General features: G+C 57.8%; 12 protein-coding genes and 1 tRNA gene. 7 read left to right on the top strand and 6 right to left on the bottom strand.

Annotated features, from left to right (window positions below; translation table 11 throughout):
* Positions 1-217: 217 nt before the first annotated feature.
* The 5 genes from KMP13_RS09380 to KMP13_RS09360 all read right to left on the bottom strand — a co-directional run bounded on the left by KMP13_RS09380 (position 218) and on the right by KMP13_RS09360 (position 5215).
* Positions 218-1024: a carbohydrate ABC transporter permease gene (locus KMP13_RS09380; RefSeq protein ID WP_215265597.1), complete on the bottom strand. Its 807-nt coding sequence runs from the start codon at positions 1022-1024 to the stop codon at positions 218-220.
* Positions 1021-1896, bottom strand: coding sequence for a carbohydrate ABC transporter permease (locus tag KMP13_RS09375; RefSeq protein ID WP_215265596.1), 876 nt, complete (start codon positions 1894-1896; stop codon positions 1021-1023). Before KMP13_RS09375 ends, KMP13_RS09380 begins: the two co-directional genes overlap by 4 nt.
* Positions 1897-1972: 76 nt before the next feature.
* The gene (locus tag KMP13_RS09370) at positions 1973-3250 is read right to left on the bottom strand and encodes an ABC transporter substrate-binding protein (protein ID WP_215265595.1); all 1278 of its coding nucleotides are present in this window, start codon (positions 3248-3250) and stop codon (positions 1973-1975) included.
* 94 nt (positions 3251-3344) lie between these two features.
* Complete coding sequence (locus KMP13_RS09365; protein WP_215265594.1) at positions 3345-4409, bottom strand: ABC transporter ATP-binding protein; 1065 nt, start codon at positions 4407-4409, stop codon at positions 3345-3347.
* The gene (locus KMP13_RS09360; RefSeq protein WP_215265593.1) at positions 4406-5215 is read right to left on the bottom strand and encodes a DeoR/GlpR family DNA-binding transcription regulator; all 810 of its coding nucleotides are present in this window, start codon (positions 5213-5215) and stop codon (positions 4406-4408) included. The genes KMP13_RS09365 and KMP13_RS09360 overlap by 4 nt, the downstream gene beginning before the upstream one ends.
* A gap of 168 nt (positions 5216-5383) precedes the next feature.
* Here KMP13_RS09360 and KMP13_RS09355 point away from each other — a divergent pair, with 168 nt between their 5' ends.
* The 7 genes from KMP13_RS09355 (at position 5384) to KMP13_RS09325 (ending at position 11332) form a co-directional block, all read left to right on the top strand.
* Positions 5384-6343: a dihydrodipicolinate synthase family protein gene (locus KMP13_RS09355; RefSeq protein WP_215265592.1), complete on the top strand. Its 960-nt coding sequence runs from the start codon at positions 5384-5386 to the stop codon at positions 6341-6343.
* Positions 6334-7266, top strand: a complete 933-nt coding sequence (locus KMP13_RS09350; protein ID WP_215265591.1) for a proline racemase family protein — start codon at positions 6334-6336, stop codon at positions 7264-7266. The genes KMP13_RS09355 and KMP13_RS09350 overlap by 10 nt, the downstream gene beginning before the upstream one ends.
* Entirely contained in the window at positions 7259-8497 is a 1239-nt protein-coding gene (locus tag KMP13_RS09345) for an NAD(P)/FAD-dependent oxidoreductase (protein WP_215265590.1), read from the top strand. The genes KMP13_RS09350 and KMP13_RS09345 overlap by 8 nt, the downstream gene beginning before the upstream one ends.
* A 67-nt stretch (positions 8498-8564) precedes the next feature.
* Entirely contained in the window at positions 8565-9236 is a 672-nt protein-coding gene (locus KMP13_RS09340) for a GntR family transcriptional regulator (protein WP_215265589.1), read from the top strand.
* Positions 9237-9398: 162 nt separating this feature from the next.
* A tRNA-Ser gene (locus KMP13_RS09335) sits at positions 9399-9488 on the top strand.
* 147 nt (positions 9489-9635) lie between these two features.
* Complete coding sequence (locus KMP13_RS09330; RefSeq protein ID WP_215265588.1) at positions 9636-10127, top strand: DUF6538 domain-containing protein; 492 nt, start codon at positions 9636-9638, stop codon at positions 10125-10127.
* A gap of 51 nt (positions 10128-10178) precedes the next feature.
* Positions 10179-11332 (top strand): IS3 family transposase gene (locus KMP13_RS09325; RefSeq protein ID WP_251363769.1). Its coding sequence is split into 2 segments (ribosomal slippage): positions 10179-10440 and positions 10440-11332, totalling 1155 coding nucleotides; the frame shifts between segments, so codons are not numbered across the junction.
* A gap of 880 nt (positions 11333-12212) precedes the next feature.
* Here the strand turns inward: KMP13_RS09325 and KMP13_RS09320 are convergent.
* Positions 12213-13154, bottom strand: a complete 942-nt coding sequence (locus tag KMP13_RS09320) for an ABC transporter permease (protein ID WP_251363768.1) — start codon at positions 13152-13154, stop codon at positions 12213-12215.
* Positions 13155-13156: the final 2 nt, after the last annotated feature.

Raw genomic sequence — 13156 nt, 5'->3', positions numbered from 1 at the left:
GGTAAGGTGTCAACGTGCAGAAAGCACCGTTTTCCCCCTGTCCCCGGTGGGAAACGAGCGCATTTCCCCGCGACTCCCTCTAGATTGAGGCAACAATGCGGCGGGTTTTCTTACGAAGACGTGACGCATCCGTTACCCAGACTGTTAAGATTTTAAGGAATGACCGGACAATTCCCTCCACGCGGCGGGGTGAGTCTTTCTGCGGGGCAATACCGGGCTATTTGATCCCTGCGCGCATAAAGCTCTGTACGAATTGGCGTTGAAACAGCAAGAATGCGATCAGCAGCGGACCGGAGGTCATCAGGGTCGCCGCATTGATCACGCTCCATTCGACCCCGGAGTCGATCGAGGCAAAGACGCTCAAGCCCACAGTCACCGGCCGTGTTTCCACTGAGTTGGTGATGATCAGCGGCCACAGGAAGTTATTCCAGTGATGACTGACCGAAACCAGCCCATAGGCCAGATAGGTCGGGATCGCGAGCGGCACATATACCTTCATCAGGACACCCAGCGTTGACATCCCTTCGATCTGGGCGGCTTCTTCTAACTCTTTGGGCACGGATAGGAACGTCTGACGCAGCAGAAAGATACCAAAGCCAGAGGCGATATAAGGCAAGGCAATCGCAGGGATCGTGTCGATCAGATCCAGCATTCGGATCAGCTTGTAATTCTCCACGATCAAAATGTCCGGCATGACCATCAGTTGGACCAGCACCAGCCCAAACAGGACCCCACGCCCCGGAAACTGGTATCGCGCAAAGGCATAGGCCGCGAGCGTACAGAGGATGAACTGACCGATCAGAATAGCCGTGACCAGAAAGAACGTATTGAGGAAGTACCGCCCAAACGGCGCCGCACTCCAGGCCTTGCCAAAGTTTTCCAGCGTGAGCGGTGCCAATAGATCAAACCGCGCCTCATAAGCTGCCGGGTGAAACGCCGTCCACACCGCATAGGCCAGGGGCAGCACCCACAGCAGCGCCAGCGCCCAGGCCGCAAAAGTGTTCAACGCACGGTCCCAGCTCATTTGTAATGCACCTTGCGATCAAAGAAGAAGAACTGCCCGATGGCCAGCGCCGCCAGCAGGCCCAGCAACACCACGGTCAAGGTCGCGGCATAGGCTGTGTCCCAGAACCGAAACGCGGTCTCATATATATAAAACAGCAGCAGGGAGGAGGCATTGTCCGGCCCGCCCCCGGTCAGGATAAAGATGTGATCCACCATCCGGAAAGAATTCACCACCGCATTGACCGAGATAAACAGCGTCGTCGGCATCAACAGCGGAAAGGTCAGACGGCGAAAGATGGTCCAGGCCCCTGCCCCTTCGATACGTGCGGCCTCGATCAGGCTGGGCGGAATGGTTTGCAGCGCAGCGAGGTAGAAGATCATAAAGAACCCCGCCTCTTTCCAGATGGTCACCACCATCACCCCAATCAGCGCGGTGTCGCTTTGCCCCAGGATATTGGACTGCGCCATGCCAAATAGGCCGGTGATCTGGTCGATCAATCCAAAACCAGGCGTGTAAAAGAACATCCAGATATTGGCGACCGCGATCATCGGCAACACGGTGGGCGTGAAATAGGCCATGCGGACAAACCCACGCCCCGCCAGTTTCTGATTGACCCAGAGCGCCATCGCTAGGGATATCGCGATTGAGGTTGGAATGGTGCCCAGCGCAAACCACAGGTTGTTGATCAGCACTTTCCAGAACACCGGATCGGCCATCAAAGTCTCGTAATTGTCGAGTCCGGCCCAGCGGCTGGGTCTGCGACCGCGCGCAGTGGTCCAGAAACTGTTCCACAGAGTGGTGATGGCGGGAATATGGGTAAAGGCCAAAAGAAAGACAAAGGCCGGCAGCAAAAGCAGCCAGGCATGGATCCACTGTCGCATCCTTTGCATGTCTTTTGTCCTTTGGTGCGGGAGGTTAACCTGCGCGCGGCCACAACAGGGCCACGCGCAGATCGGGGTCTCGGGCTTAGCGGTAAGGCTTCAAGATCGCCTCGGCCTGGGCCTGTGCTTCTTTCAGCGCTTCGGCTGCTGTCTTCTCACCCGTGATGGCGGCGGCCAATGCGTCGTTGAACGCGCGGGTCACACGCTGGTTCTCGTAAGTAGAAAGCTCTGCAACCGCATGTTCCAGCTGGTCGCGCGCAACCAGTGCTGGCGGGAAGTCGACGGTGTATTGCTGCATCACCTCGGTGTCCCAAGTCGCAGGCGATGGGGCGACGTAACCGGTTGCAATGGTCCACTTGGCCGCTTGTTCCGGCTGGGTGATCCATTTGATGAACTCAAACGCTTCTTTGGTCTGTGCCTCATCAGATCCTTTGAACAGGTAGAAGTTGCCACCACCGGTTGGCGCGCCACGGCGTTCGTTGGCTGGCAGCATCGCAACACCAAAGTCAAACGGTGCATTGCTGCGCACGTTGGTCAGGTTGCCAGTTGAGGTCCACATCATCGCGGTCTGACCTTCAAAGAAGGCTTTGGGCGTTGCACCCCATTCGATGATGCCGGGCGCCATGACTTCGTGGGTTTTGGACAGGTCCACCAGATATTCCAGCGCTTCGACAACCTTTGGATCGTCAAAGTTAGTCTTGGTGCCATTTTCCGTCGCAAGGATGGCGCCGTTCTCTGTCGTCAGGCCCTGGAACAACCAGTAGGGAAAGCCAGAGGACGGGATGCGCACACCCCATTGGGACACATTGCCGGACGCGTCTTTGACGGTCAGCTTTTTGCCCATCTCAACCATTTCGTCCCAGGTCGCAGGCGCGTGTTCTGGATCGAGACCGGCCGCTTTGAACGCTTCCTTGTTCCAGTACAGAACCGGCGTGGAACGCTGGAACGGGATGCCATAGGTTTTGCCGTCGATCTGGCTGTTTTCCATGAACGCCGGATAGAAGGACTTGAGCCAGGCTTTGTCTTCGTCCGTTGTGGCATAGTCGTCAAAGGCTTGGATCAGGTCTTCGTCGTACATGGTGTACATGTCGACCGACAAGATCACGCTCAGCTGTGGCGCGTTACCACCACGGGCAGCCGTCAGCGCCTTGGCCACGGTGTCCTGATAGGAGCCAGCATAGATTGCTTCGATGTTCACACCGTCATGGGCTGCGACATAGTCCTGGGTCAGCTCTTCGATGGTGTTTGCAGCAGCGCCGCCAACCGCAACTGGGAAGTAGAATTGAAGATCGACATCAGCCGCTGCAGGTGCAGCCGCAAATGCCAGGGCGGCCGCAGCCGCTTTGAATTTGGTCATCAGCATGGAATTTCTCCGCAGAAAATGAGCCGGGCTTCAGCCGGCGGGCAACATCCCGAAACCTTCGGGAGTATTTGGGGCCCTGAGCACGGCGCGAGGGTCATGGATGTCCCCCCGATATGCGTGCCACAAGGGAAGGATCATCGATGCGCTGGTTGCTCTCGGTGCTAAACAGATGCACCGCGTCTGAGGGCAGCGCGAACCGCAACGCGTGACCTGGTTCAAAGGCGTGATTTCCCGGCAATTTGGCCAGCAGCCGCGCACCTGCGGCCGTAAGTTCCACCAGCGTGTCCGCGCCCAGAAATTCGACCGATTGCACCTGGCACAACAACGCACCATGGCTGTCCTGCACCATCACCTCGGGCCGGATCCCAACCAAGAGATCCGCAGGTGCGGCGGACAACAGATCGCCAAAAGCAGCCGCTGGCAGCAGGTTCATCGGCGGCGTGCCGATAAAGCGCGCGGCAAAGGGCGTGGCCGGTTGGGTGTAGATCTGATGCGGGGAGGCCACTTGTTCCACCACCCCTTGGTTCATCAAGACAACCTGGTCGGCCATGGTGATCGCTTCGGTCTGATCATGGGTGACATAGACCATGGTAAAGCCAAGCGCGCGTTGCAGCTTGCGGATTTCCCGACGCATTTCATCGCGCAGGCGCGCATCCAGGTTCGACAACGGCTCATCCATCAAACAGACCGGACGGCGTGATACCACCGCGCGCCCCAGGGCCACACGTTGCTGCTGCCCACCGGACAAGGCCGCCGGTTTGCGGTCCAAATAGGGCGTCAACTCCAACAGCTCGGCGACTTCAGCCAGCCGAGCCTGCCGTTGCGCGCGCGGCATCCGGGCGACCTTCAGGCCAAAGATGATGTTTTCCGCCACGCTCAGATGCGGAAACAGCGCATAGGATTGAAACACCATCGACAGGTTACGCTTGGCGGGGGGCTGTTGGGTGACATCGCGGTCGCCAATGTTCACTGTGCCGCTTGTGACATCTTCCAACCCGGCAATCACCCGCAACGTGGTGGATTTACCGCAGCCAGAGGGGCCGAGAATAGCGGTGAACTTTCCCGCCGGGATATCCAGATCGATGTCGCGCAGGGAAACGGTCTCTCCCCAGGATTTGCGCACTTGGCGCAGAGAGATGGACTGGCCCTGCACGCTCATGCCGCAACCTCATCACAAATGGTCAGCGCAACGCGGGCCTGATGTAGCATGGTGCAGATCTCGGCCGGGGGGCGGGTGTCGCAGATGACATGTTCCACATCGGTAATCAGGCCACTGCGCGCATGGGCTTTGCGGTGGAATTTGCTGGTATCCAGAACCAGAATGCGCATGTCGGAATTGCGGGTAATGGCTTCGCGAGAATGCACGTCCTCGGCCGACAGATCCAAAAGCGCGCCGCTGTCATCAACCGCCGCTACCCCGAATAAGCCCACATCGAATTTGTAACTGTCGAAAAAATCCACCGCAGTGGGGCCCACAATGTCCGCCTCTGCCGCGCGTAATGTGCCGCCTGGAATGGTGACGCTTGTGGTTTCAAACCGCTGCGCCGTCATTGCCACATGCAGGTTGTTGGTGAACAGGCGTAGCCCGCGATGTTGCCCCATGAAGGCCACTGCCATCTCGGGTGTGGTTCCGATGGAGACCGCGACCGAGGCCTCATCCGGGATGATCCGCACCGCAGCCTCACCGATGCTACGTTTCGCGCCAAGGTTCAGCACCCGCCGCAGATCGTAGTGACCGGCAGAGACCGGAGACAGCTCCACCCCGCCATGCACCCGCCGCAGCAGGCCACCGGCGCACATGGCATTTATGTCTTTGCGGATCGTCTGGGTTGAAACGCCAAAGCGCTGCGCCAGGTCATCGACCTTGGCATGGCCTTCCTGACGCACGATCTCGGCCACTTGGGCCTGTCGTTCTGTGCCCCATTCCACGGTGGGTGGGCGCTTGAATCCCGATTCAAGTTTCATATGAACGCGATATCGACTTCACACGAAACCAGAGTGACGGTTTTGTTTCAGTCTCAAGACAGACCTTTGGCAACGGCTTCACACATTCAACCGTCAGGGAGAAATTGACAGCGCGCTTCCAATTGGATCCAATATCCAAAATCCAGAATCGATATGTGAGAGCCCCCAATGTCCGCAAACATATTCACCGGCACGATGCCCGCCCTGATGACCCCCTGCACCGCTGACCGCAAACCCGACTTTGATGCGCTGGTGCGCAAAGGGCAGGACTTGATCGCGACCGGCATGTCCGCCGTGGTCTACTGCGGCTCGATGGGGGATTGGCCACTGCTGAGCGACGCAGAGCGGATGGAAGGTGTCGCCCGGTTGGTGGCAGCTGGCGTGCCGGTGATCGTCGGCACCGGGGCGATCAATTCCGCCGCCGCTGTCGCCCATGCGGCCCACGCCCAAGAGGTCGGTGCCGCGGGGCTGATGGTCATCCCGCGTGTTCTGTCCCGTGGCAGCTCGGCTGCGGCGCAGAAAAACCACTTCAAAGCCATCCTCGCCGCCGCCCCGAATCTGCCCGCGATCATCTACAACAGCCCCTATTACGGCTTTGCCACCCGCGCCGATCTGTTCTTTGCCTTACGTGCCGAACATTCCAATCTGGTGGGCTTCAAAGAGTTCGGCGGCGCGGACGACCTGCGCTATGCGGCGGAATTCATCACCTCGCAGGACAAGGACGTCACCCTGATGGTTGGCGTCGACACCCAGGTGTTTCATGGCTTTGTGAATTGCGGCGCGACGGGGTCGATCACCGGCATCGGCACCGCCCTTCCAAAAGAGGCACTGTTGCTGGCCGACCTGTCACGCATGGCCGCAACCGGAAACGCAGAGGCCCGCCAACGGGCGCAAGAGCTGACCGAGGCAATCCATGTCCTGTCCAGCTTTGACGAAGGGCCCGATCTGGTTCTGTATTACAAACATCTGTTGGTTCTGAACGGCGAAGAAGAATACCGCCTGCACTTTAATGCAACCGACGCCCTGAGCCCCTCGCAACAGGCCTATTGTGAGCAGCAATATGCGCTGTTTCGCGCCTGGTTTACCGATTGGTCCAAACAAGGCGGGGTTCTGTCTGAATGCGCGTGATCGACAGCCACACCGGAGGCGAGCCGACGCGGGTGATCCTGGACGGTGGACCGGATTTGGGCGGTGGCTCCCTTGCAGAGCGTGCCGCGCGGTTGGCCACAGAGCACAAGGACCTCTATCGCGCGATCATGCTCGAGCCACGGGGACAGCCCGCGATGGTTGGCGCATTTGTGGTGGACCCGGTCGACCCGAATTGCGCGGTCGGTGTGATCTATTTCGACGCGGCAGCAGTGATTGGCATGTGTGGCCATGGCACCATCGGGCTTGCCGTGACGTTGCACCGCACTGGTCTGCTGCCCCTTGGTACCCATATGATCGAAACCCCCGCCGGGCGCGTGCGCGTCACGCTGCATGACGGCCATACGGTCACGGTCGAAAACATCGAAAGCCGTCTGGTGCGGCGCGACGTTACCTTGGATGTGGCGCAATTGGGTCTCGTGACTGGCGATCTGGCCTATGGGGGCAATTGGTTCTTTATCGTTGATCCGAGCCCGCTGCCGCTGGAGCCGGATAACATCCCGGCTCTGACGGAGGCCGCCAAAATGGTGCGCGCAGCAGCCTGGGCACAGAACATCTGCGGCGAAAAGGGCGAAGCGGTGGACCACGTGATTTTCCAGGCGCCATCACCGGTTGCGGGCGTGTTAAGCCGGAATTTTACCCTGTGCCCGGATGACGCCTACGACCGCTCCCCCTGTGGCACCGGCAGCTCCGCGCGACTGGCCTGCCTCGCGGCGCGTGGTGGATTGCCGCCCGAGACCGAGATCATTCAGGAAAGCATTATCGGCAGTCAGTATCGCCTCAGCTATCGGCCCGGTCCACAAGGCGGCGTTTTGCCGTCTATCACCGGCGCGGCTTTTATCACCGCTGAAAGTCGGTTGTTTTTCCAGGAAGGCGACCCGTTCGTGGGCGGTATTCATGCCTAAGTCCGTATTGATCATTGGCGCCGGGATCATCGGCATCAGCGCAGCGCTGGAATTGCAAAGCAAAGGGTTCCACGTGCGCGTCCTGGATCGCAAGGGCGTTGCGGCCGAAACCTCGCAGGGCAATGCCGGTGCCTTTGCTTTTAGCGAGGTCACGCCGCTCGCCACACCGGGCATCCTGCGGCAGGCACCAAAATGGCTGTTTGACCCGCTCGGACCTTTGTCGATCCCCCCACGTTATGCGGCGCAGATCGCACCTTGGATGTATCGCTTTTGGCGGGCCAGCCGTGCCCGCAGATTTGGGGCTGCACGCGCCGCACAGACCGCGTTGATGACCCTTGCACAGGCAGCCACCGAACGGCAAATCAAACTGGTCCAAGGCGAAGATCTGATCCGGCGCGACGGGCAGCTGCGCCTATATGATGACCCGCGACAGTGGCAGGCGGACCAGAGCCAACGCGCCTTTCTGCAAGAACACGGCGTCCTGGCCCATGAGCTGCTGTCCACCAACGACATCGCCGAAATCCAGCCGGGCTTGAACCCGCGTTTCACCCATGCGCTTTACACGCCGAACTGGATGAACACGGTGGATCCAAAAACCTGGACCGAGCGTTTGGCGCAAAAATTTCTGTCGCTTGGCGGTGTCATCGATCAAACCGACGTCAAAGCGCTGACCAGGATGGGCGGAAAAACCCGGCTGGAGACCAGCCAAGGCCCTCAAAGCGCCAGCACAATTATTCTGGCGGCGGGCGCGTGGTCCCACAGTCTCGCCAAAGGGTTGGGTGATGCGATCCCACTGGAAACCGAACGTGGCTATAACACGACTTTGCCGCAGGGTGCCTTTGATCTGCGCACCCATCTGACCTTCGCCGCGCATGGGTTTGTGGCAAGCCGCATTCAGAATGGCGTGCGCATTGGCGGCGCTGTGGAGCTTGGTGGGCTGGAGCTGCCGCCCAATTTCACCCGCGCCGACGCACTCCTGCACAAGGCGCAAGACTTTATGCCGGATCTTAATCCCCAAGGCGGCCAGCAATGGATGGGGTATCGCCCGTCCCTGCCCGACAGCCTGCCGGTGATCGACTATGCCCCAAACGCGCCCAATGTGATTTATGCCTTTGGCCACGGCCACCTTGGACTGACCCAGGCCGCCGCCACGGCTGAAATCATTGCCAACCTGGTCAGCCATGCCCCGCCGCCCATCGATCTGACACCATTTTCGGCCAATCGATTTTAGGCTATCTAGATCAAACCCGACGCTGGGGACAAATGTCACCGGCGCCCCCAAAGAAGACCCAAAGACCATGACCGCAAACCGCGCCATCGCCCGCAAAAGCCTGCCCGACACGATCGCCAATGATCTGCGCGAACGGATCCTATCAGGTGAATTGGCGGAAGGGGCCCCTATTCGGCAAGAAACATTGGCAGCCGAATACGACGTCTCGCGCATGCCGATCCGCGAAGCGTTGAAACGTCTGGATGCCGAAGGTCTGGTGCAGCTGACCACAAACAAGGGCGCGACGGTGACGCAGCATTCCTTGCGCGACATAGGCGAAATCTTTGACCTGCGCGCCCTGATCGAGGTCGAACTATTCCGCATCGCGATCCCCAATATGACCCCGCAACACATCGAGGACTGTGCCCAGACCCTGACGCGGATGGAAGCCTCTTATTATGCGGGTGATGTGGCCACCTGGGGCGCTTTGAACTCGGAATACCACGCAGCGCTTTATGCGCCTGCACAGCGCTCCTTGTCCCAGGACGTGCTGCAGCCCTTGAACCAGAAATCGGATCGATATGTTCGGATGCAGTTAAGCGTCACAAAGGACATCGCCCGCGCAAAAGATGAGCATCGCGAGCTGTTGGCCCTGGCCACCCAAAAAGACGTGGAGGCCGCCTGTGCATTACTGCGCAAACACATCCATCACGCCAAAGAAGATATTTTGCAGTTCATTTCCAACTCGCGCTGTAGATAGGCCCTGTCGACTTCGGTTTTCTGCTCTGACATCAACCAGTTATTAAAGACTTGCCGCCCGCATGCCCAGATGCCCGGCCTCATGCTACGTTAATCAGAATTTTTCACAAAAGCTTCGATTTTGGCCTTGTTTCCCCTTTGCCTGCCAAATATACGGGTCAGCGGAGACGTGGCCGAGTGGTCGAAGGCGCTCCCCTGCTAAGGGAGTATACCGGAAACGGTATCGAGGGTTCGAATCCCTTCGTCTCCGCCATTATTATGCACTTATGGCAGTGCAAATTTTCAAAAACCCCAATGATATCAATGTGCGTACGGTCAGTTTTCTGATTGAAAACATGTTTATACGCATAATATCCCGCATGAATTCCCGCATAGCTTGGAACGTTGAGGGGGTATTGCGATGGGTTTGACTTTGGACCGTGGCCGTTACTATTTTGTGCTGAACGTACCAAAGGATTTGCTTGGAAAAGTCCGAGGCAAGTCTGGGCAACCTGTTAGACAAGTGCGTCAAGCACTCAGGACCGCGGATTTGACCGTGGCAAAGCGAAAGGCCTTTGAACTCGAAGAGATCAAACGGGCAGAATGGCAATTGCTGGCGCTCGGCAATGAAGCACTCGCGCATCAGAAGTTTGAGGCGGCAAAGCGGACGGCTGAGAGTCGTGGCTTTGACTACATTCCGAGTGATGTATTGCTAAAGGGCTCGTTTCAGGAAAATCTGCCACGGCTGCTTACCGCGGCAGGGACGGACAAAAACCCGACGACGCCGGAAGTAGCTGAAGCAATTCTTGGAGGCGTGAAGCCAGTCTATCCACCTCTGGACACGGTTCTGGAAGAATTCATCGACCTCACCAGAACCAAACATCTGAGCTACCCCCCGAAAATCGGACACTGACGTAAGCTACGATTTGTTGTCTGTTGATCTTCAACACGAAGGAGATTGACGATGTCGAAACGAAAGCAACATCACCCTGAGTTTAAGGCCAAGGTCGCATTGGAAGCACTGAAAGGCGAGGAGACGGTCAGCGAGTTGGCCAGTCGGTTTGGCGTGCATCCAACGATGATCCATCAATGGAAGCGCGCATTACTTGAAGGCGCTTCCGGCGTATTTGAGCGCGGCGGGCGGACGGCACCGGAAGTTGATGAGGAGCAGGTCAAAGACCTGCACGCCAAGATTGGGGAGTTGGCCGTCGCCAACGATTTTTTGGCCAGAAAGCTCAAACCTTGGGCCGGCAAGTGAGGCGCAAGATGATTGAGCCGAACCTAAAAGGTCTGTCAGTCAGCAAGCAATGTTCGCTGCTGTCGATCTCGCGGTCGTCATTTTACTATGAGCCAACAGGCGAAAGTGAGATGAACCTCGGTCTGATGCGCCTGATCGATAAGCAGTTCTTGGAAACCCCGTTTTACGGCGTACGTCAGATGACGTGGCACCTGCGCAATGACGACCACCTCGTCAACGAGAAGCGGATCAGACGCTTGATGCGGCTGATGGGCCTCATGCCGATCTACCAGAAGCCCAACACCAGCAAGGCAGCGAAGGGTCACAAGATTTATCCATACCTGCTGCGTGGCTTGCGCGTGGGTCGGCCCAACCAAGTTTGGTGCGCCGACATCACGTACCTGCCGATGCGGCGTGGGTTTCTATATTTGGTCGCCATCATGGACTGGCACACGCGGAAGGTACTGGCGTGGCGCATCTCGAACACGCTGGAAGCCGAGTTCTGTGTGGATGCCTTGAATGAAGCGATCCACCAGTTCGGCCCACCTGAGATCATGAATACGGATCAGGGCAGCCAGTTCACGTCATTTGCTTGGACCGACCGCCTGCGTCGATCAGGCATCCGCATCTCAATGGACGGCAAAGGCCGGTTCCTCGACAATATCTTTGTCGAACGACTGTGGCGCTCGCTGAAATACGAATCCGTTTATTTGCACGCATGGGAGACCGGATCAGAGGCCAAAGCTGGCGTCAGAAAGTGGATCGCATTCTACAACCACAAGCATCCTCATTCTGCCCTTGGCGGCAAACCACCCGCTGTGATCTATTGGCAGCGAAACGAAACAACCAACCCCGATCAGCAGGTGCAAAGAGTAGCTTAAATCACGCCAGATCCTGTCCAAGGATTGGGGGGTAGCTCAGGGTTAAAATGGTGAGAACCATTCTTGTTACAGAAACCCAAACGCAACGCTGAATGTCGGCATTCGACGATGAGACTAGAAAAGTCGCGAGCGCAGCGAATGTCCGCATTCCGCCCCCTATGTCGAACCATTCACCAAAATTCGGCAGTGCCCCCCCTGCCCCAATGGGCTCATATACCTTGTGCAAAATTTGTGCCCTAAGCAAAAAACTGGCTGTTCGAGTCGGCTGCGTTCTGCACCTGATATCTGCACCATCCCATCACTTTGCAAAACAAGGGTTTCTTAGGGTGGTGCAGATATCATGCATTTCGCTCCACAGACAGAAACCGGCCGTTCAAACCTTGCGCAGCGAATTGCTCGAAAGAGCCCAACCCTGCCACTATGTTTTTATACTGCATGCGATCGCAGCGCTAAAGATGTGGCAAGGTCGAAAAACATCGCGTCGCAGTATAGTAGGAAATGCGGCCATTCGTGCAAGTCGCAGCAAAGATCAGATGGCGCCTTGATTATCTGGGGAATAGCCGGTTCTGGAACGGTCCTGTGCCACGTCCGAATGTGCAAAAGTATCATCGGAAACTGGCGTTCCGCCCCTATCTCGTCACTGCATTTACTAGATCGCGAGGCTCACGCAAACGACTTCAGACTGGGTAGCCATCAACCGCTCTTGGAGAGGCCCTATTGTCCGTTAGAACGGTGACGCATCACCCTATGGGCGAGGCTATGTTTGATATGTCGCGTCCTGCGGCACGAAATCACACAACAATCGAGCGCCAAATCCTTGCGTCTTCGAACACCATATCCAAGGCACAGCTTCTGCCGTTCCTATAAAGGCCAGTACATATCAGGACGTCTTTTTGCGTGTCATTCCAGAGACGCTGCGCAAGGTGACAGCCAACACGAGCGCGAGGGCCTGAACCAGTAATTGCACCGCAGAACTTGCCCCGAGGGACAGCACTAAGATGCCTAGCTGCGTCATAAAGATCGCCGCAACGCCAGAGGCGATCACACTGCCGCGCCCCCCGCTGAAGGGGGTGCCACCAACGACCACTGCTGCGATGCCGGGCAACAGAAAGTCATTCCCCGCGATCTGCGAGGCAGAGCCGATAAAGCCCGCATAGAGCATACCTGCGACTGCAAAACAGACCGCCGCGGCAGCATAGGTCATCACCTGATATGTTAAGACCGGCATGCCAGCTGCGCGCGCTGTGCGGGGGGTTGCACCTACTGCGATGAAGCGGCGTCCGATCACCGTTTGCGCGCTTATGAAGGCCACGAAGGCGACAAAGACGACCGACAAGATTAGCGTGTTGGGAATGCCGAATACTCCGGAATGGGAAAAACTCTCAAGAGCATTTGGCACCGACATCGGGCTGCCGCCCGAAAGGGTCGTGATGCCGCCCAGCAGGATAGCGTTGGTAGCAAGGGTCGCGACAATTGGCATGATGTTGAGCCTTGCGATAAGCAATCCGTTCACCATGCCACACAAAGCCGCCACGCCCACCGTGCCAAGGACCGCAAGCGGGATAGAGCCGGTGACGAAACCAAGCTTGGCCACGACGATACCGCCAAGGCTCATGAGCGCCGCGCTCGACAAGTCCAGCCCGCGTTGCTGGATGACGATGGTTTGTCCGACTGCGACGATCGCTAGCATCGCCGCAAACGGCAGAATCGCGATCAGGGCCGAAGGCCGCACCGTTCCGGGTGCAACCACGGCGCTGATTGCAAACAGCACCACTGTTGCGATCCAAATCCAGCCAAATTCTCCAACACGAACGCGGGCCATTT

This window comes from Epibacterium ulvae, assembly GCF_018678075.1.
Taxonomy (GTDB): Bacteria; Pseudomonadota; Alphaproteobacteria; order Rhodobacterales; family Rhodobacteraceae; genus Epibacterium; species Epibacterium ulvae_A.
This window is presented reverse-complemented; position numbering and strand designations above follow the sequence as displayed.

Excerpts from the sequence above, each read along its gene's own strand:
- KMP13_RS09355 (WP_215265592.1), top strand. The coding sequence starts at position 5,384 with ATGTCCGCAAACATATTCACCGGCACGATGCCCGCCCTGATGACCCCC.
- KMP13_RS09365 (WP_215265594.1), bottom strand. The coding sequence starts at position 4,409 with ATGAGCGTGCAGGGCCAGTCCATCTCTCTGCGCCAAGTGCGCAAATCC.
- KMP13_RS09360 (WP_215265593.1), bottom strand. The coding sequence starts at position 5,215 with ATGAAACTTGAATCGGGATTCAAGCGCCCACCCACCGTGGAATGGGGC.
- KMP13_RS09345 (WP_215265590.1), top strand. The coding sequence starts at position 7,259 with ATGCCTAAGTCCGTATTGATCATTGGCGCCGGGATCATCGGCATCAGC.
- KMP13_RS09330 (WP_215265588.1), top strand. The coding sequence starts at position 9,636 with ATGGGTTTGACTTTGGACCGTGGCCGTTACTATTTTGTGCTGAACGTA.
- KMP13_RS09340 (WP_215265589.1), top strand. The coding sequence starts at position 8,565 with ATGACCGCAAACCGCGCCATCGCCCGCAAAAGCCTGCCCGACACGATC.
- KMP13_RS09370 (WP_215265595.1), bottom strand. The coding sequence starts at position 3,250 with ATGCTGATGACCAAATTCAAAGCGGCTGCGGCCGCCCTGGCATTTGCG.
- KMP13_RS09320 (WP_251363768.1), bottom strand. The coding sequence starts at position 13,154 with ATGGCCCGCGTTCGTGTTGGAGAATTTGGCTGGATTTGGATCGCAACA.
- KMP13_RS09375 (WP_215265596.1), bottom strand. The coding sequence starts at position 1,896 with ATGCAAAGGATGCGACAGTGGATCCATGCCTGGCTGCTTTTGCTGCCG.
- KMP13_RS09380 (WP_215265597.1), bottom strand. The coding sequence starts at position 1,024 with ATGAGCTGGGACCGTGCGTTGAACACTTTTGCGGCCTGGGCGCTGGCG.
- KMP13_RS09350 (WP_215265591.1), top strand. The coding sequence starts at position 6,334 with ATGCGCGTGATCGACAGCCACACCGGAGGCGAGCCGACGCGGGTGATC.